Origin of the sequence: Rothia mucilaginosa (assembly GCF_964210535.1) — a bacterium.
In the GTDB taxonomy this organism is placed as follows: Bacteria; Actinomycetota; Actinomycetes; order Actinomycetales; family Micrococcaceae; genus Rothia; species Rothia mucilaginosa_F.
The window spans coordinates 1-19,770 of the sequence record NZ_CAXOMR010000002.1 but is presented as its reverse complement, the minus strand read 5'-3'; the positions used below and the strand labels follow the sequence as shown (position 1 = coordinate 19,770).

General features: G+C 56.6%; 16 protein-coding genes. 15 read left to right on the top strand and 1 reads right to left on the bottom strand.

All coding sequences use genetic code 11. From position 1 onward, the window contains the following. Nucleotides 1–316 precede the first annotated feature (316 nt). The 5 genes from AB8C10_RS01340 to AB8C10_RS01320 all read left to right on the top strand — a co-directional run bounded on the left by AB8C10_RS01340 (nt 317) and on the right by AB8C10_RS01320 (nt 9,497). Entirely contained in the window at nt 317–2,107 is a 1,791-nt protein-coding gene (locus tag AB8C10_RS01340; protein WP_368866589.1) for a pentalenene synthase, read from the top strand. A 441-nt stretch (nt 2,108–2,548) separates the two neighbouring features. Continuing rightward, nucleotides 2,549–3,433 carry an S-layer homology domain-containing protein gene (locus AB8C10_RS01335; protein ID WP_368866588.1) on the top strand — a complete coding sequence of 295 codons (885 nt, stop codon included), beginning with the start codon at nt 2,549–2,551 and terminating at the stop codon, nt 3,431–3,433. A gap of 344 nt (nt 3,434–3,777) precedes the next feature. Continuing rightward, complete coding sequence (locus AB8C10_RS01330; RefSeq protein WP_368866587.1) at nt 3,778–5,736, top strand: gluconolactonase; 1,959 nt, start codon at nt 3,778–3,780, stop codon at nt 5,734–5,736. 332 nt (nt 5,737–6,068) lie between these two features. Next, nucleotides 6,069–7,604 carry a peptidase gene (locus tag AB8C10_RS01325; protein WP_368866586.1) on the top strand — a complete coding sequence of 512 codons (1,536 nt, stop codon included), beginning with the start codon at nt 6,069–6,071 and terminating at the stop codon, nt 7,602–7,604. Nucleotides 7,605–7,925: 321 nt separating this feature from the next. Then, nucleotides 7,926–9,497, top strand: coding sequence for a gluconolactonase (locus AB8C10_RS01320; RefSeq protein WP_296545275.1), 1,572 nt, complete (start codon nt 7,926–7,928; stop codon nt 9,495–9,497). Nucleotides 9,498–9,694: 197 nt separating this feature from the next. On the opposite strand, the gene AB8C10_RS01315 is transcribed toward AB8C10_RS01320, so the two are convergent. Next, complete coding sequence (locus AB8C10_RS01315; protein ID WP_296545274.1) at nt 9,695–10,639, bottom strand: Nif3-like dinuclear metal center hexameric protein; 945 nt, start codon at nt 10,637–10,639, stop codon at nt 9,695–9,697. A gap of 98 nt (nt 10,640–10,737) precedes the next feature. On the opposite strand from AB8C10_RS01315, the gene msrA reads away from it, so the two are divergent. The 10 genes from msrA to AB8C10_RS01265 form a co-directional block, all read left to right on the top strand. Further along, nucleotides 10,738–11,259: a peptide-methionine (S)-S-oxide reductase MsrA gene (gene msrA, locus AB8C10_RS01310; RefSeq protein ID WP_368866585.1), complete on the top strand. Its 522-nt coding sequence runs from the start codon at nt 10,738–10,740 to the stop codon at nt 11,257–11,259. A gap of 212 nt (nt 11,260–11,471) precedes the next feature. Continuing rightward, nucleotides 11,472–12,242 carry a DUF6318 family protein gene (locus AB8C10_RS01305; RefSeq protein WP_296545272.1) on the top strand — a complete coding sequence of 257 codons (771 nt, stop codon included), beginning with the start codon at nt 11,472–11,474 and terminating at the stop codon, nt 12,240–12,242. A gap of 142 nt (nt 12,243–12,384) precedes the next feature. After that, on the top strand, nt 12,385–13,185 hold the full coding sequence (locus AB8C10_RS01300) for a DUF6318 family protein (protein ID WP_368866584.1): 801 nt from the start codon (nt 12,385–12,387) through the stop codon (nt 13,183–13,185). A 262-nt stretch (nt 13,186–13,447) separates the two neighbouring features. After that, a complete protein-coding gene (locus AB8C10_RS01295) occupies nt 13,448–14,218 on the top strand; it encodes a DUF6318 family protein (RefSeq protein ID WP_368866583.1) in 771 nt (256 codons plus the stop codon). A gap of 247 nt (nt 14,219–14,465) precedes the next feature. Further along, nucleotides 14,466–15,218: a DUF6318 family protein gene (locus AB8C10_RS01290; protein WP_368866582.1), complete on the top strand. Its 753-nt coding sequence runs from the start codon at nt 14,466–14,468 to the stop codon at nt 15,216–15,218. Between the two features lie 40 nt (nt 15,219–15,258). After that, the gene (locus AB8C10_RS01285; RefSeq protein WP_298698713.1) at nt 15,259–16,059 is read left to right on the top strand and encodes a DUF6318 family protein; all 801 of its coding nucleotides are present in this window, start codon (nt 15,259–15,261) and stop codon (nt 16,057–16,059) included. Nucleotides 16,060–16,157: 98 nt separating this feature from the next. Next, nucleotides 16,158–16,925: a DUF6318 family protein gene (locus AB8C10_RS01280; RefSeq protein WP_311450174.1), complete on the top strand. Its 768-nt coding sequence runs from the start codon at nt 16,158–16,160 to the stop codon at nt 16,923–16,925. A gap of 206 nt (nt 16,926–17,131) precedes the next feature. Continuing rightward, on the top strand, nt 17,132–17,842 hold the full coding sequence (locus AB8C10_RS01275) for a DUF6318 family protein (protein WP_368866581.1): 711 nt from the start codon (nt 17,132–17,134) through the stop codon (nt 17,840–17,842). Nucleotides 17,843–18,080: 238 nt separating this feature from the next. Further along, a complete protein-coding gene (locus AB8C10_RS01270) occupies nt 18,081–18,791 on the top strand; it encodes a DUF6318 family protein (RefSeq protein ID WP_368866580.1) in 711 nt (236 codons plus the stop codon). Between the two features lie 164 nt (nt 18,792–18,955). Next, the coding region (locus tag AB8C10_RS01265) for a DUF6318 family protein (RefSeq protein WP_368866579.1) at nt 18,956–19,770 on the top strand (815 nt) is incomplete at its 3' end.

Here is a 19,770-nt window from a genome sequence, read left to right as displayed (position 1 = left end):
GGTGCGAATTTTTCGAATGCGGTGGGTTTTTTGTGCTTTCTTTTTTGTACAGTGACCAGTGTTTGTGCTTATCAGCACAATATTTAGGCATATTTTCCACGTCATGCACATACTTTTTAAAGCTATACTTCACCTTAAGACATGCGATAAAACACACAGACATTTTTCGCGCTGATGACCTTTCAGGTTCCAGCACGTCTTAACTATTTGCTACGGTGTTTATGCGCACCACACTCGATGCGTGACACCGATAAAAACTGATTGGATAACAATGTCCTCACTTCCCAACCACATGCGCTTTGCGCTACCCAAAAACATGGCCAAGAGCGGCTGCGCCATCACCCTGGCTGGCGCAATGCTCTTGCCCCTCTCCCCCGCGTTTGCGGCGCCTACTGCTACTCCGGTAGCGGCTCAGGCTGTTGCGCAGGGCGAGGTTCAGGGTGCTCAGCGTCTGCAGGTTACCTCCGGCACTTTTGACATTCTCAAGGGCGGCAACGTGACCGTTAGCGGCTCCGGTTTCTCTAAGGACTTCGTCAAGGGCAAGTCGTTCCGCCTGTACGTTGTTCCGAAGGGTGAAAGCGTTGCTTTCCCGCCGCACCACCCGCGTAATTACCCCTTCTACGTTCAGGATGTTCCCGCCTCCGCTTTTGCAGCTGACGGCTCCGTGAACCTGACCGCTTCTATCGGCGCTAACTATCTGGAGGCCAATGGCTCGTCCTTCGATGTTGTGCTCGGTTACCGCGATGACGCTGAAGACGGCTGGATTCCCGCGGGTGAGGTTCGTGCTGAACTGAAGGTCGCGGATGTTCCCACCGTTGATTCCCCGACCCTGTCGTACGACGCTTCGTCGGTGAATGCTTCTGAGAACACTAAGGTCACCGTGAACGGTGCCGGTTTCCAGAACATTTCGTACAACGGTAGCGAGTCGCTGATTGTTGCGGTTCGTGCGGTTGATCCGGCGACCGGCAAGGCGACCGGCCCCGCGTTGGCTCAGTCGGAGGCTAAGTTCACCTCCTACTCTGCTTTCTTCGGCCAGTACATGGGTTACACCAACGGCCGTTTCTCGACTGTTCTGGACATCCCGGCGGGTACCCTGAAGTCCGGCAGCTCCTACGTTGTGCAGACTTTCGAGTTCAACGTCCCGGAAGATAACGATGAGGCGAACAACCAGGCGCTGAGCACTCAGGCGTTTGTTCCGGTGAACGGCGAGAACGTTAAGACTGCTTCTCCTTCGGTGTCTTTGAGCACTGACAAGGTTGATCTGAGCTCTTCGACCACTATCCGTGTGAAGGGTAAGGATTTCAAGGTTCCGGCTGGCGCTACCGTGAACGTTCTGTTCTCTGAGGCTGAGGCTGACGGCAACCCGACCGGTGAGGCTATGGATAGCTTCACTCTGAGCGCTGACCGCGTGGCAACCGGCGCGTTTGAGACCACCGTTAATGTTGACGGCACCAAGCTGGATGAGGATAGCCGCTACGCTATTTTCGTAACCATTAACTACGCCGATGGTCAGCGCGAGCGCATCGCTGCCGATTACCTGACTCTGACTGGTGAGTCTGCGAACAAGAAGGCTCGTGAGCGTTTCGCTGACGTTCCGGCTGCTCACGCGAACCACAAGGCTGTTCTGTGGGCTGCTGATCAGAAGCTGATTGATTCTCGCGAGAAGGATTGGTTCGGCGTTAACGATGATGCGACCCGCGGCGACCTGACTGTTGCGCTGTACCGTCTGGCTGGTTCCCCGAAGGTTGATCTGCCGGCGACTAGCCCGTACGCGGATGTGAAGACTGATGACCCGAACTACGCTGCATACATTTGGGCTCGTCAGAAGGGCATTACTTTCGGCTGGTCTGATGGTAAGTTCCACGCGAATGCTTCCGTGTCTAACGCTACTGTTGCGGCGTTCCTGTACCGTTTCGATGGTAAGAAGCCGGTTGCTGTGACTGAGGCGCCGTACACCGATGTGAAGGTTGGCTCTGCGTTCTACCGTGAGATTACCTGGGCTAAGCAGCAGAAGCTGCAGGTTTTCCCGGGTTCTGAGTACCACCCGTCTGCGCTAGTGAGCCGTGGTGAGCTGGCTGGTTTCTTGATGAACTACAAGGTTCGCTAGGGTCCTGCTGGTTCATTGGGGTTGGCGTCTAACCCGCAATGATTGAGCCGGGCTGGCGGTGATGAAACGTTGGTTTCATCCCGCTGGCCCGGCTTTTCTGCGCCTCCTGCTGGACGTATATAAGCCGCATGTAGGGGCGTGTGCGGGGCTGTTGCCCGGCGCTGTTCCGCGGTTTTTCGGGGTATTTTTGCCGATTAACACGCTAATGTGGGCTGTACCGCATGTGGGGCGCACCTCATACGGTACCCGCTATTGGGGGATTTTTGGGGTGTTCCGCTCCCCTTTTTCACAATTGTTCCGTGGAGTGTAAATTAATATTTTTCAAGCTGTGGTTTATGCTTAGGACTGTTGCGCCCCCTTGGTGCGCGCCCGTTTCCGGTTGGGCGTCTGTTGTGCGAGGGCGCCTATCACACACCGATACATCAACCACATTGAGGATTTATGTCCCAGGATTCTAAGCAGTTGACTGATACTGCCCATAATTCTTCTGCACCTCTGCTGGCGCCGGAGGGCACCCCCGAGGCTTCTTCTCAGGCTGATTCTAAGAAGCGTAAGCGCCGCCGCATTGAGCTGGCTGTTGGCGCTGTGGCGCTGGCGGGTGTTTTGTATCTGCCGTTCTCTCCTCTGTTTTCTTTCTATGATTCGTCGGAGGCGCGTCTTTCTTCGGCGGATACTGCTGCGCCGGTAGCTGCTTCGGCGCCTTCCACTTCTTCTCCTCTGGTGTCGAGTTCTTCGACTCAGGGCCCGAAGATTCTGCGTCCGTCTGTGACCGCGCCGGATGCGAACACTATTTTTGATGATGCCACTGAGGATTCTGCGTACTATGCGGGTATCCGTTGGGCTGTTCGTACTCAGACGATGGAGCCGCTTTCTGAGGACCATTTTGGTGCTGAGGATCCGGTGACTCGTGGCGAGCTGATTAGCATGTTCTATAAGCTGGCGGGTTCGCCGTCGGTGACTCGTCCGGAGCATTCGCCGTATGCGGATGTTGATGAGTCTGACCCGAATTATGATGCGTACCTGTGGGCGCGTCAGGAGCGTATTACCTCCGGTTGGGTTGATGGTAAGTTCCATGCGGAGGCGCGCCTGTCGAATGCTTCTGCTGCGGCGCTTTTGTACCGTGCTGATGGTGCGCAGAAGATTCAGATGTCGGGTTCTTCGCCGTTTAGCGATGTTTCGTCTGCGACTCCGTTCTACCGTCAGATTGTGTGGGCGTCTCGCCGTGGCGTGTCGACGGTGTCTGAGGGTAACGCTTTTGAGCCGACGGCTCAGACGTCTCGCGGTCGCGTTGCGATGATGATGTACCTGTACTTCCGCACTTCGTAGTTTTTACACTGCCTAGTTTTTTGCGCTTTATTCAGCGTATCGAGCGGCCCCGTACTTCCTGTTTGGAGTGCGGGGCCTCTTGTGTTTTGAGGAGTGTGCGCGGGGTTCAGCATGGTGGGTTCAGTTTTTAGCGGTGGTCAACCTGGGAAAACCCTCAGAACCTTCAAGTCTCTCTTGAGTGTTTCCTGACTTCTATTCGCCCCTTTGATAGGGTGAAATTGTCCCCGAAATTGGCGGGGATATTCGACCACTTTTCTCATTGGGTTGGCGCAGATTCGACGAAGATTTCTCACTCCCTTTTAGAACTGCATTGGCGCGATGGGTTCGACCGATAAGGAATGATTATGTCCGCTCTTCCGAATTTCAAGGCTTCGTCCTTCTTCCGTGCAGCACGGGGTTGCGGTGCATTGGCGCTGGCTGGCGCGATGGTTTTGCCGATGGCTCCGGCTCTTGCTCAGAACGCTACTGCAGACACTCCTGCAACTGCGGCGGCTGGTTCTCTTCCGGCTGACCCTGCTCCGAAGGCCGCTGTCGCCCAGAAGGCTGACGCTTTCGCCCCGCACTGGCGCTACAACGCTCTGAAGGATACCGGTAACGATCAGGTTCTGAACTTCTCAGGTTGGGGTTTCAATGGCGATATTAACTCCCCGAAGGGTGTTCAGATTGTTGTGCGTGAGAAGACCCTGAGGGCGCGGGTTCTGGCGGTTAGCGACATTATCGAGTACAACGACCCCGAGTATGCGTTCCAGTACCAGCACGGGTACCTCAACGGTAACGTCAAGATTCCCGCTAACACCCTGAATAAGGCAAAGCAGTACGTTGTCGAGGTGTGGGGCAACAACGGCTACGAGGGCGACGAGTTCATTACCCCCGTCGTGGGTAAGGCACCCGAGGGTCGTGGCACCCTGCTCGCTTCTCAGACGCTGAACTTTAACGGTTCTGATGGTTCGCAGGCTGCGGATGTTCCGGGCGCTAAGGCTGTCCAGGAGGACGCTCCGACATTCGACGTTCTGTACGACGGCAAGAATCCGCTACTGTACACCTTTGAGGGCGGCACCGTCCACGTGAAGGGTTCGGGTTTCACCAAGGAGTGGCGTGAAAAGCACGGCAATGTAGCGGTTTACCTGGCCGCTTCTCAGGGTGTTCCCGATGGTGACCTTCTGCCCGCTGATGATACGCCGCTCCGTTTTGAGGAGGGTAAGGACTTCACCATTGCCGAGGATGGCACCCTGGATGCTCAGCTGACGGTCAAGCCGGACGTGCTTCAGCGCTACTACGAGCCTCGCAACTACTTCCCCGGTATCCCGCGTTACGAGGTGCGTTACGAGGTTGACCTGGTTGCTGAGAAGCAGGGTCAGCCCCCGCTGACCGTTGAAGATCTGTGGGCTGGCAAGAACGTGGTGCGCCGTATTGCGGTGCATACTCAGGCGTTCCGCCCCAGCCCGTTTGCCCCCGAGGTGAAGTACAAGGCTCTGAGCGACACCGCAGCAGATCAGGATATTTACTTCTCGGGTACCGGTTTCTACGGTGAGTTCCGTTCCCCCAAGGGTCTTCAGTATGTGATTCGTGAGAAGGGCTCAAACACCCCGGTTCTGGCGACCAGTGACATCATCGAGTACAACCATCACGATCGTGCCTTTGAGTATGTGAATGGCGAGCTGGACGGCACCGTGAAGGTTCCGGCTAACACTTTGGATGCTTCGAAGAAGTACGTCGTGGAGGTGTGGGGTAACAACGGTTACGAGGATGGCGAGTTTGTCGCTCCCGTGGTGGGTAAGGCACCCGAGGGCCGCGGTACTCTGCTGGCTTCTCAGGACCTCAAGTTCAAGGGCTCTGACGCTGCTGAGGATAAGAAGCCTAGCTTGACCGATGAGCAGCGCAAGGAGCGCGCTACTCGCGGTGAGCTGGCGGTGGCTCTGTACCTTCAGGCCGGCGCGCCCGAGGTGAAGCTGCCTGAGACCTCCCCCTGGCCGGATGTGAAGACTGACGACCCGAACTACGCTGCGTACATTTGGGTTCGTGAGAAGGGTATCAGCTACGGCTGGTCGGACGGCAAGTTCCACGCGGACGCTGGCATCTCGAACGCTACCGTTGCTGCGTTCACCTACCGTGCGGCGGGTTCTCCTGCGGTGAAGGGCGATTCTCCCTATGTGGATGTTAAGCCTGGTGCGCCGTTCTACCGTGAGATTCTGTGGGCGAGCCAGAATTTGCCTACTGTATACGGTGGTCAGTATTTCATCCCTAAGCAGCTGCTGACTCGCGGTCATCTGGAGACTGTCCTGGCTGCTTTCCAGGCTCGCTAAACATAGCCAGCTGAACACCCCCGTGTTCCTGAGCAGGTTTTCTGTTCAGGAACACGGGGTTCTGTTTTCGGGGTTTAGGTTGCTGAGTTTAGCCTGCTGGGTTCAGTTCTTAGCGGCTGGTCAACCTGTGAAAAACCTCAGAACCTTCAAGTCTCTCTTGAGTGTTTCCTGACATCTGTTCAACCCTTTGATAGGGTGAAAATGTCCCCGAAACCGACGGGGATATTCGACCACTTTCTCATTGGGTTGGAGCAGATTCGACGGAGATTTCTCACCCCAGAAACCCTATGAAACTGCATCATCCCAGTGGGTACGACCCGTAAGGATGATGTATGTCCTCGCTTCCGAACTCTAAGTCTTCGTTCCTCCGTGCGGCGCAGGGTTGCGGCGCACTGGTGCTGGCTGGTGCGATGGTTCTGCCGATGACTCCGGCACTCGCCCAGGATGCGGCACCTGCTGCTAATGCACCGGTGGCAAATGCTGTGACTCCCAAGCCGGCTGCTCAGGATGCAGCGGCACAGCCGACGTACTCCACTGATTATGACGGTATTCTGTACACCGGCGAGGGCGGCACCGTGACTCTGAAGGGTACCGGTTTCACCAAGGAATGGCGTGAGCAACACGGCACCGTTGTCTTCTACATTGCCGCTACGAAGGATCGCCCCGGTAATGCTGAGCCTTCCACCTCGATGCTCCGCTTTGAAGAGGGTAAGGACTTCACCATTGCCGATGACGGCACTTTTGAGGCAAAGCTGACCATCAAGGCTAAGGCCCTGGAGAGTTTCTACACTCCCATCGATTATTTCCCGGGTATCACCCTGGATGAGGTGCGTTACGAGACGGGTATTTTGACCGAGGCTAAGGGCCAGCCCCAGTCGAGCATTGAGGATATTTGGGCTCGCAAGAACGTTATCGCCCACCACCCAATGTACACCCGCGCCTACCATCCTGAAGTCATGGCACCTAAGTGGAAGTACGATGCTCTGAAGGACACCACGAAGGATCAGGAGTTGCTGGTCAAGGGTGAGGGTTTCGTTGGTGAGGAGCTGCCCGGCCGTGAGGGTGCCATGTACGTGATTCGTGAGAAGGGCACCGGCACCCCCGTCCTGGCGATGAGCGATATGAAGTCCTACTATGAAGGTCCCGATGGCGTAACCCGCCTGGAGGGAGGCACTCTTTACCGCACCATCAAGATCCCCGCAAACACCCTGGATTCGTCTAAGCAGTACGTCATTGAGGCGTGGAGCGACTACGACTACGACCTCACCAAGAAGGACAGGCCCCTCATCACCCCGATTGTTGGTTTGGCGCCGGAGCACCGCGGTGTTCTTATGGGCCGTCAGGATCTGAAGTTTGAGGGTGTTCAGGACTTCGCGGATGCTACCGTGCCTAAGGGAGAGTACAAGAGCCTGATTTCGAAGCTCACCTACCAGGAGCAGCAGCAGCGCGCTACTCGCGGCGAGTTGACGGCGGCACTGTACGCTCAGGCTGGTAGCCCCAAGGTGGACCTCCCTAAGACCTCCCCGTGGCCGGATGTGAAGACCACCGACTCGAACTACGCCGCCTACGTGTGGGCTCGCCAGAAGGGCATTACTTTCGGCTGGTCTGATGGCAAGTTCCACGCGGATGCCGGCATTTCGAACGCTACGGTTGCGGCGTTCACCTACCGTGCGGCAGGTTCTCCGGCTGTTTCCGGTGTTTCTTCGTTCACGGATGTTAATCCGAGTTCCGCCTTCTACCGTGAGATTCTGTGGTCCACTCAGCAGTATGTCATCAATCCGGATTTCGGCGCTTTTAACGCGACGGACCTGGTGAATCGTGGTCAGCTGGAGCAGATGCTGTTCAACTTCCAGAACCGCGCTCAGTAGAACGGTGCCGGGTAGAACGGTGCCGGGTATGGTGGACTAGTTCTACGCTGAATGCCCCGTGTTCCCGATTGGTTTTTCTATTCGGGGGCGCGGGGTTTCAGCATTTAATAGCTACTCACTACGTGAGATTTTCGAAAACCTTAAAGCGTTCCTTGAGTGTTTCCTGACAACTGTTCAACACTTTGCTAGGGTGGGAGTACTCCCGAAACCGACGGGGCTTCCAACCACTTTTCTCATAGGGCGCAGCAGATTCAACGGCGAATTCCCTACCCGCCGTTGATTCCGCAGGGCCCCGCGAGAAACAACTTTTAAGGATGTGTTATGTCCTCGCTTCCGAACTCTAAGTCCTCTTTCCTCCGCGCAGCTCAGGGTTGCGGCGCGCTGGCGTTGGCTGGTGCCATGGTTCTGCCGATGGCCCCGGCGCTGGCTCAGAATGCGGCTCCTGCCGCTGATGCACCCGTTGCCGCCGCTACCCCGCAGGCTGCTCACCAGGTCGCTGCTGCTACTCCGACCCTGGATGTATCCATCCCTGACGGTTACAAGTACGACGGTGTGAACCCCTTCCTCATCACGACCGAGGGCGGTACCGTCCATGTGAAGGGCGCAGGCTACACCAAGGAGTGGCGCGCTCAGCACGGTACCGTGGCGCTGTACATTGCTCCCGCGAACTACGCACCGTCTGGCTACGAGATTCCGACTTCGAAGATGCTACGCTTCGTGGAGGGTCAGGACTTCACCATTGCCGATGACGGCACTTTTGAGGCTGACCTGAAGGTTGAGGCGTACGATCTTGCCGCCTACTACTTCGTTGATGATGACAACTTCCACGATCCAACCGGCGGCACCAAGTACGATGTCCGCTACGAGATTCACGTGGTTGCTGAGCAGAAGGGTCAGAAGCCGCTGACCGCTCAGGAGCTGTGGACCGGCAAGAACGTGGTGAGCACCCAGGTGCTGAGCACTCTAGGTGAGAAGCCGGCGCCGTTCGCACCGCGCCTGGGCTACAACAGCGTGGCTGACCCCGCCAAATCGCAGAATCTGAACGTTGGCGGTCAGGGGTTCAACGGCGATATCCACTCCGTTAAGGGTGTCCAGTTCGTGGTTCGTGAGAAGGGCTCGAACACCCCGGTTCTGGCAACCAGCGACATTATCGAGTTTGACCACCCCACCCAGGCTTCGGCCTACCGTGACGGCAACCTGAACGGTACCGTGAATCTTCCGGCAAACACCCTGGATACTTCGAAGAAGTACGTGATTGAGGTGTGGGCTAATGATGGTTACAGCGAGACGGGCGAGCTGCTCGCACCGGTCGTGGGCAAGTCCACCGAGGGTCGTGGCACCTTGCTCGCATGGCAGGACCTGGACCTGAACGGCACGAACGGTTACCGGGAGGCGAACCTGCCCAACGCTCAGGACCCCAAGAAGGACGATGATCAGAAGCCTGCTCCTTCCGATGAGAAGCTGAAGACCCCCGCAACTCGCGGTGAGCTCGCAGCTGCCCTGTACATCCAGGCGGGCACCCCCGAGGTGAAGCTCCCCGAGACTTCTCCCTGGCCGGATGTGAAGACTGACGACCCGAACTTCCCCGCCTACGTGTGGGCTCGTCAGAAGGGCATTACTTTTGGCTGGTCGGACGGCAAGTTCCATGCTGATGCCGGAATTTCGAACGCTACCGTTGCGGCATTCGCCTACCGCGCAGCTGGTTCGCCCGCAGTGACGGGCAACTCTCCCTACAGTGATGTGGCTCCGGGTTCGGCGTTCTACCGCGAGATTCTGTGGGCTCAGCAGAACAAGGTGGTGCTGAACGCTAGCGGTGCTTTTGACGCTCAGCATATGGTGACTCATGGTGAGCTGGAGACTCTGATTGAGGCGTTCCAGGCTCGCGCTAAGTAAGGTCATTTAGCCCCCCCCTGCGCTTGGTACCCCAAGCCCTGCAGAGTATTGCTCCCGCAGAAGTAATGCCCGGTCTGCACGTTCCTGTCAGGATCCTTGATGAGAGGTTCCTGTCGGGCTCGTACAGACCGGGCTTTACTGTGCCTAAATTTTTGAAGACTGCTTCTTGGTAGCTATTCAGTAGCTATTTTCAGCGCTTACTTTTCAGTCAGGCTGGTCCACGCGGGGGCTGCGGCGGTGCTTGCCGAGTGCGCATCCTGACCGGTTGCCACGCCGGTGGAGACGGTGAAGTCCCACGGGTCGGTATTCAGTACGGACAGCTTCGTTTCAATGGTGAAGCCGCGCTCAGCAAGCAGGGCGCGCAGGCGGTCGGCCGCCGAACGCAACCACAGCGATTCGCTGGCGGGATGGGAGCAATCAATCAGCGCGATGTTGCTGCCATCGACTCGTGCGGTTTCACGGAATTCGCTGGCGGGGTGGTGGCGCAGGTCAGCGGTAATGTACACCTGCGCGTCGGTGGCGCGTACCGCCTCGAAGAGGGAGTCACCGGCACCACCGCAGAGGGCGACGCGGCGGATCGGCTGGTCGGCACGTCCGGCGATGCGCAGACCACCTGCGGTTGCGGGTAGTGCCGCGGCGAGGCGTTCAGCGAGTTCCTTGAGGGTGATCTCTTCGGGCAGGGTGCCGAGGCGACCGGTGCCCACCGCGTGCTCCTGCCCGTCGAGTACCTGGGTTTGCGCTTCGGTGAGCGGTTCGCGGTCGATGAGGCCGATAGCGTCACAGAGTGCTTCATTCACCCCTTCGACGGCGGCATCTGCGTTGGTGTGCGCGCCGAGCAGGCCACATCCGCCTTCGATGAGGGTGTGCAGCACGTTGCCCTTGTAGTCGCTGTCGGGGATGAACTTTGCGCCGCGGAGCAGCAGCGGGTGGTGGGTGATGAGCAGCTGCGCGCCTTCGGCTACGGCTTCTTCGGCGGTGGCGGTGAGGGCGTCTACCGCGAAGAGGACGGTGTTCACTTTGGCGGCGGCACGACCGGCAACGAGGCCGGAGGCGTCCCATCCGGCGGCGAGCTGCGGCGGGAAGAGCGTGTGGAAGGCGTCGACGACTTCTGCGAGGGTGGGGGTTTCAAGTTTTTCAGTCATACCTCTATTGTGGCAGGTGGCGCGGCGGTAACTCGGGAATATTATGCGGCTCAGCAGTGTTCTTCAGGTAGTGTGGATTTATAGTTCGAGGAGGAATCATGACTGATGTTGTTCTTGCTGGCGACTGTTTCTGGTGCCTGGATGCGGTATACCGCCAGTTCCGCGGGGTTGAGGCGAGCGTCTGCGGTTATACGGGTGGTGAGACTCCCGACCCTGATTATCGTTCGGTGTGTTCGGGTACGACCGGTCACCAGGAAGCGCTGAAGCTCAGCTTCGACCCGCAGGTGATTGACCTAGATACGGTGTTGGATATTTTCTTCACGAGCCACGATCCGACCAGCTGGGATCGTCAGGGTGCGGATACCGGTTCGCAGTACCGTTCGGTTCTTTTCTACGCGGATGAGCAGCAGCGTGAGGCGTTTGAGCGTGCGGTGGCGCGTGCTCAGCAGCTGTACTCCTCCCCCATCGTTACGGAGATTAAGCCGCTGGGCGTGTTCCACGAGGCTGAGGATTACCACCAGAACTATTACGCGTTGAACCCGGCGCAGGGTTATTGTGCGTTTGTGGTGAGCCCGAAGGTTGCGAAGGCTCGCCGCAATTTTGCGCATCTGCTCCGCTAAGTTGCACGCCCCTCCAGTTGTTTTGCCCCGCGGCTGTTGTTCTTTCTTCGAAAATATTCGGAATAAGGGCCGCGGGGTTTCTTCATGCGTGCCCAGTTCTCCCAGGCTATTTGCTATTCACATGTGCTTTAGGGTGGCTCTAAGGTGTGCCCGGTATGATGGGGGTGTCGACTCACTCCTCCTCATCTGTTGACCTCTTCGAAAGACTGCTGATGACTAGCTCTTCTTCTAAGTCCATCGCTTTGAGCCGCCGCGCCGTGTTGGGTGTGGGCGGTGTTGGTCTTGCCGCCGTGTTGGGTGCGTGTGCGCGTACGGTGCATCCGCCGGCTGATGTTGCTGAGTCTGGCTCGGCGAGTGCTTCGGCGAGCCCGTCTGCTTCGCCGGCGCTGCCGCCTGCGAATAAGTCGTATAAGGGTAAGGTCACGTTCGATAACTTTGAGAAGAACGGCGAGTATGTGCCTGCCACAGCTGAGAAGAAGGCGCAGAATGTGCCCAAACCGATCATGCCGGAGAAGGTGCAGGAGCTGAGCGTTGACGGTATTTATGCACTGATTGGCTATTGGATTTCTAGTTTTAATTATTTGGCGTTGACGGGTGATATTGAGCCGTTGAAGAAGACGGATCCGAGCAGCGATTACTATAAGGAGCTTGAGCCGATGGTTAAGCTCTACGAGACGGGGCGCGGCTGGATTTATGACACGAGTGAGCCGATGTCTGTGTACCTGTTGACGGATACTCCCACGCAGATTGAGGGTGACCGTATTCGTTATTTCTGGCGTGCTCGTTCCCTGGTTGATCAGAATGCGAAGAGGCATCTGACCGAGGGCGATAACCGCGATAAGTCCCTTGTGGGGGCTGAGGATTCTCAGGGCCAGGCGATGCGGATTGTTGTGGAGTATAAGGAGGGTGCTTGGTTTATGAGCACTCAGAAGGATAAGGATGCTGATAAGAGCTCGGATTCTGCGAGCCCCTCGGCTTCCTAGTGCACTAATTGCAGCTTTTTGGGTTTCTTCTACTCAAAAGTACATGAATAGCAACATTTGATAGTCATTCACGCACTTTAGGGTATTATAAGGGTGTCAACTCACTCTATTTCCTTTGTTGACCTCTTTTGAAAGGCCAATTATGATGAGCCCTTCCCCCATATCTACCCGTGTGAGCCGCCGCGTAGCACTGGGCGCGACCGGCACCGGTGTGCTGGCTGCACTGACTGCGTGTGCTGGTAGTATCCGCCCGCTGGCTGATGGCTCAGCGTCAAGCCCCGCTTCCGGTTCTGCTAGTGCATCCGCGAGCGCTTCAGCTAGCGCCTCACCCAGCGCATCCGCAAGCGCTTCGGCGTCTGCTTCTTCCGGCAAGCATTATAAGGGCCTCGTGAAGTTTGATAACTTCGAGAAGAACGGCGAGTACGTTCCGGCGACCGCCACTCATAAGGCGCAGAATGTGCCTAAGCCTCTCGTTCCGACGAACATGAACGAGCAGAACGTTGACGGCATGTACGCGTTCATTGGTTACTGGCTGGCGAGCTTCAACTATGCAGTGCTGACCGGTGACACTGAGCCGATGAAGAAGGCGGACCCTGCGGATATTTACGTTGACATGCTGCAGGATTACGCGATGATGTATGGGGACGATCTTGGCTGGCTGTACGGTTCGGATACCCCGATTACTATTGAGCTGATTAGTAGTGCACCGCAGAAGCCTTCCGGTAGCAGTGCCCTGTACTACTGGCCGGCTTACATGAACTACAGCCCTGATACGAAGATTCACCTTGAGGGTAAGTCAGATCAGCCTTTCAAGACGGCGGAGAGCCCGAACGGCAAGCTGATGAAGGCTATTGTGGAGTACAAGGACGGTAAGTGGTTTATGCTGACCGGCAAGGAGAGCTCTTCTGCACCTGCTTCTTCTGGTAGCTCTTCTTCCGTCTAGACCTCACCTTAACGGTTCAGACCTAACGGTTTAAGATAGGCTTCTCCCCCGCCTGCGGTAATGCACCGTGGGCGGGGGTTTCTTTTTGCCGAAATTCCAGGGAATACCCAGGAGAAAACCCGGCGGATGGTCGGGGTTGGCGGAGGGTGCCTCGGGTACGCTTAACGTATATACATTGACGTACTACATGTGGTCTTTACCTGCAGGTTGTGAGCCTCGTGCTGATGGTTTTGTGGGTGAAGGATCCGACGAAGGACTTCCGATGACTACTTTCTTCACTCGACGTACCGCTCTGGGTGTTGCTGTTGCGGGTGCGCTTTCTGCGTTGACTGCGTGCGCTAGCGATATTCGCCCGCTGGCTGGCGGCACCGGCTCAGCTTCTCCGTCGGAGTCGGCGACCGCCTCCGAGACTGCCTCCGCCTCGGCGTCTGTGAGCACTTCGGCTTCTCCTTCTCCTTCTGCGTCTGCGAGTGCTTCGGCTACTTCGGGTCTTCCGTCTTCGGGTAAGTCCTATAAGGGTCCGATGAAGTTCGATAGCTACGAGAAGACCGGCGAGTACATTCCGGCGAGCGCTACGAATCCGGCTGAGAATATGCCGAAGCCTGTTCCTCCGGCGAATATGAAGGAGCACAGCGTTGATGGTGCGTATGCTTTCTTGAGTTTCTGGCTGGCGAGCTTGAACTATTTGATGATGACGGGTAACCCGGCCCCGATTGAACATATCTACTACAACGGCTACGGTTGGGAGAAGTATCAGAGCACGATTAAGCTGTATGCGTCGGGTGCTGGTTGGGTGTACGGTACGGAAACTCCGTATATTGTTGAGCTGCTGACGGATGCTCCTCATGAGGTGCCGGGTAGCGACAATACCCGCTTTATTTGGGAAGGCTATTCCTACATGGACCCGAAGATGATGCGGCATTATAGGAATCAGCCTGAGAAGGCAACGAGCGCTGATGAGTCGAAGAAGAGGGTGGCGAGGTTCCGCCTGGAGTACAAGGACGGCAAATGGGAGCTGTCTAGCGCCGCGTAGTTGCCGCTTTGCAGAGGGTTCGCTCTCGTAGTGACTTGTTATGTGACAAGACCCCGCACCTGGTAAAACGCTGGGTGTGGGGTCTTAATTTTCTGAACAATTGAGGTGGTCGCGGGGCTATCGGGTGGCTCTCGGGTAACCTTAAAAGTGTATACATTGACGTACTGATAGGTCTGTACGGGGTGCGTATGCCTGCCGCGGTGTGTGGCGTGATTTGCTCTGTATTGGCTCCAACGAAGGGCTTCCGATGACTACCTTCTTCACTCGACGTACTCTCCTGGGCGTGGGTGCGACCGGTGTTCTTGCGGCGCTGACTGCGTGCGCTAGCGATATTCGCCCGCTGTCGCAGGGTTCCGGCGGTTCCTCTGGTTCAGCTTCTGATGCTGCGTCTGGCGCGGCTTCTGGTGCGGCGTCCTCGTCTGCGAGCGCCTCGGCGTCACCTTCTCCGACTGATGATCACACTCCCGGCTCGTATGTTGGTCCGATTAAGTTCAATAACTACGAGCGGAACGGCACCTACGTCCCTGCGAGTGCGGATGCGCCGGCGCAGAACGTGCCGAAGCCTCTGATTCCGGAGAAGATGAAGGAGAACAGCCCCGAGGGCGCCTACGCGCTGATGGGTTATTGGCTTGCTTCCCAGAATTATCTGATTCTGACCGGCGATGTTGAGCCGCTGATGAAGGCGGATCCGGCGAAGGCTTTTTTGAAGAACTCTAGGACCATGATTAAGCTCTATGAGTCGGGCCTGGGTTGGATTTACGGTTCGGATCAGCCGTACAAGATTGAGATTGCGGAGAATGAGCTTCAGCCGGTTGCTAATAAGCCGGACCGTTATGAGTGGCTTGTGACCGTCGCGTATGACGCTGCCGCTAAGTACCACATTGAGGGTGAGCCTGATGCGACTATCGTTGAGGAGGAAAAGACGATTCCTCGCACGACGAAGTTCATCATGGAGTACAAGGAAGGCATGTGGCGCATGCTTCTGGATAACAACAGCTAAATTTCCTCATCTTCTGATACGCACTACTTAAGGATTTCTGATGACGACTTTCCTTTCTCGACGTGCAGCCCTGCTAGCTGCCGGTGCAGGCGCTATTACGATGCTGAGTGCCTGCTCCAGTGATATTCGCCCGCTGGCGGATAGCTCCCCGTCTGCTTCTGGGGAGGCGTCCTCTTCCGCAAATCCCAGCGCCTCTGCTAGCCCCTCTGCCTCCGCTAGCTCCTCCTCTGGGGGCGGTTCTTCTGCGAAGTCTTATCTGGGGCCGGTGAAGTTCGACAACTACGAGAAGAAGGGCGAGTACGTTCCCGCGGATGAGACGCACAAGGCGCAGAACGTGCCCAAGCCCCTCCCTCCGGCGAATATGCATGAGAACAGCATTGATGGTGCCTACTCTGCCTTTAGTTTTTGGCTTGCCAGCGTCAACTATCTGGTGCTCACCGGTGACGATGAGCCGTTGAAGCAGGCTGACCCCTCCGGCAGGGATGTGAAGTCTTTCCATGATTACGTGACTTTTTATGAGTCCAATGAGGGGTGGTTTTACGGTTCGGAGCATGCGCTTCAGGCTGAGATGATGACCCCGCAACCTGAGAAGGTGGAAGGCAGCGAACCTCTCTATTACTGGCGTATCACGCTGTCCAAGGACCCTAATGCGATGATGCATGTTGAGGGTAAGGGCAACAGGCCTATGTACCAGAACACTTCCATGGAGCCTGAGCTTTCCAACCTGAAATTGTCGTATCAGGACGGCAAGTGGTTTACTTACCCCACCAAGGTACGCGGGCAAAGCACTGCAAGCCCGAGTGCTAAATCATCCGATGAGGCTAGCTCCAAGAACGCCTAGAGCATCTTTGCTCAGTTCGTCTTATGGGCGGGAATTTACCTCGCACATAGGCTCTAGGATTTAGTCTCATAACCCCACACATTACTTAAGGATTTTTCATGGCAACTTTTCTTTCTCGACGTGCAGCACTAGCTGCCGCTACCGGTGCCGGCGCGGCTGCGGCGTTGACTGCTTGCGCTAGCGATATCCGCCCGCTGGCTGATAGCTCTTCTTCCCCTTCCGGTGAGGCTTCGGCGAGCGCTAGCGCTTCTGAGTCTGCAAGCGCATCCGCCTCAGCATCTGCGTCGTCTTCCGCTAAGAAGTCGTACAAGGGTACCGTAAAGCTCGACAAGTACGAGAAGAACGGCGAGTACGTTCCTGCCACGGCTGAGAAGAAGGCGCAGAACGTGCCGAAGCCTGTTGTTCCGGAGAAGATGAACGAGGCGACCGTTGAGGGCATGTACCAGTTCCTCTGCTACTGGGTGGCAAGCTTCAACTACATGTTCATGACCGGCGATTTCGAGCCGCTCAAGAAGGCTGACCCTGAAGGCCGCTATGCGAACGATCACGCCAATGCTGTTCTTATCTACTCTTCCGGTAAGGGCTGGGTGTATGACACGGATGCGCCGGTTACCATTCAGCTGCTGACTGATGCTCCCAAAAAAGTTGAGGGCGGTCCCAACCGTTACGATTGGCTCGGACGCATTATCTATGATCCCAATGCAAAGGCTCATGTTGAGGGTCATGACCCTGTTCCTCTGGTTGATGGATCGACCAAGAGCGAGGCAACCAATTTTCCGTTTGACTATAAGGATGGCGCATGGTTCTTACTCAGTGATGAAGAAGCTGATTCCCCCTCTTCAGAGGCGAGTAGCGCTAGTGCCTAACCCGCGTTCCTAGTCATTTATAGTGATGAGGGAAGCTCTCGAATGCAGTTGAGGCTGCGTGCGGGAGCTTCCCCTTTTTGTTTGCATGGCCTGTGTACGGTCGTGTTGAACTATTCTTCCAGATGAGCAGGTGCCGGCTTTGAACGTGTCAACAAACCTGCTCGGGTACGCTTAAAAGCACACGAACAAACTATTGAGGGGTTCCCATGCCTACCTTCGTTACTCGACGCACCGCCCTGGGTGTTGTTGCCGCTGCCGCGCTCGCCTCCCTAACCGCCTGTGCCAGCGATATTCGCCCGCTGGAGGACCCGAGCGTAGTTGACTCGATGCGTCCCTACAAGGGCGAGCTGAAGTTCAATAGCTACAAGTCCACCGGAACGTACCACCCCGCAAGCAGCACGAAGAAGGCGGAGAACCCGCCTATGCCCGTTCCTCCCGTGAACATAAAGTCAAAGACGACCTCGGGCATGTATGCGGCGCTGGGCTACTGGGTCGCAGCTCTGAACTACCTGACGGTTACTGGCGACGCTACCCCGTTCAAGGACGTGGACCTGGACGGCATCTACGTGCGGAAGCTGGAGTCATACGTAGTGTTGTACGCAAAGAATGAGGGGTGGATGTACGGCACCGAGACGCCGCTCGTGGCTGACCTAACCGACGAGACCCCGCAGAAGGTTAACGATGAGCAGTACCGCTGGAAGGGTATTGCCCGTAGCCATAAGGATGCTGTTCTCCATTACGTGCCCGAGGACAGGGACATTCGTCTGGCTGAGACGAGCGGTGACTCCAGCGACGATGAGGTCACTTTTGTGTTGAAATACCGAAACGATGCGTGGATGGTCACCGTTGAGACGAAGAGTTCCTCGACGACTTCTCCCGGATCCTCGGGCGGAAGCGATTCTGGCCTCAGCGTTTAGGATGCGGCAGCGCGGCAAAGCGGCGGCACAGGAAAGCCGCAGCACGGCAAAATGCCAGCGCAGGAAAGCGGCAGCATAGGAAGATAATGGCTTTTCCCCTAGTAAACGGTACTTATCGTTAGCTAACGTATCTTTTGTAGTATTTTCCCAGGTTTGGAACCCAATAAATCGTAAGAATACCCAAATACACTAAGGTACCCTGAAATAGATACACCGATAATCTATTGAAGGGTACCTTATGTCTACCTTCGTGACCCGACGCGCCGCCTTTGGCATCGCCGCCACTGCCGCGCTCGCCTCCTTGACTGCCTGCGCCAGCGATATCCGCCCGCTCAGCGACCCGAGTGTGCTCGACGCTCAGCGTATCTATAAGGGAGAGCTGAAGTTCAACAACTACGAGTCGCAAGGAACTTACGTTCCGGCAACCCATGAGAAGAAAGCTGAGAATCCGCGCAAACCCGTACGCCCTGCAAACATGAGCAACAAGACAAAGGGCGGCATGTATGCAGCATTGGGATATTGGATGGCTTCTCAGAACTATCTCATGATTTCTGGGGATATTGAGCCTTTAAAGTCTGTAGACGCAACCGTAGACCAATACTGGGAAAAGATGAAGAAGGCGTACGTGAAAATGTATTCAGACGGCAGCGGCTGGCTATACGGCACCGAAACACCTTGTCTATACCAGTTGACAGAGGAATCTCCTCAAAAGATTGACGAAGACCGCTACCATTGGAAAGCTACGACCTACATGCACAGTAGGGCCGTAGTCCACACCACGGCACAGGGCTTGGAGATTTCGCTAGCCTACACAAATAACCCAGACGGTCCCAGCAAAATCATTTTTGAGTTGGTATACCAAAATGGTGCATGGACAGTCGGTCCTGCAGGAGGAAGCAACGCAACGAATTCACCCCAGCCTACAGCAAGCAGTTCTTCTCCGGCGTAGAAGCAACAATATTACTGCCTTAGCGAGAGCCCGTGTTTTTCGTCATCTCCCGCCGTTTTTACGGTCATGGAGGCACACACGACATTGGGCTGGCCGCTCCCCTGCGATATTCTGGAATTAGTTCAATACCGGCACATACTTTATTCACCTCAGAAAGAGCCCCCATGTCTACCATGTATACCCGCCGCACCGCCCTGACCGCACTGGGTCTGGGCACCGCCGCGCTTCTTGCCGCATGTTCCTCGAAGTCCTCCGAGTCTTCGGCGACCGCAAGCGCATCCACTACCGAGTCTTCGACTGCGAGCGCTACCGCATCCGTCTCCCCCACCACGGAGGCAACCACCACTGTTGAGCCTGGCCCCAGCATGAAGGGTGAGGTCGTTCTTGCCGATTACTCCTCCACCGGTACTTTTGAGCCCGGCACCAAGGAGCACAAGGCAGTGAACGTCGCGATCCCCGTGGAGCCGGCGAAGCTGCGTGAGAACAGTGTTGAGGGCCTGCACGCGTTCATTGCGTACTGGCAGGCCACCCTGAACTACCTGCTGCTGACCGGTGACGGTACCCGCTTCACGAACATTGACCACACCGGCGACTACTCGACTGTGGCTGAGTTCTTCCAGAGCATGTACGCTTCGGAGAGCGGCTGGGTTATTGGTTCGGAGCGTCCGATGGTTCTGTCGCTGACCGCTGACCGCCCGACTAAGGACACCCGCACCGGCTACTACACTTGGGCAACCGAGATGGTGATTGATGGTGCTGAGGGTGCTGGCGTGTACAGCAAGACCAACGATCGTGTGCAGCCGCTGACCGAGGTGTTCAAGTACCCGGGTAAGCCGGTGGCTGGTCAGATTGTGGCGCACTACCAGGACGGCACTTGGCGTATGGTGCGTCGCGCTCCGGGTACTGCTTCCGCTTCGCCGGTTCCGTCGCTGAGCCCGAGCGCTTCGGCTGCGGGTTCTGCGTCTGCGGAGGCTACGAC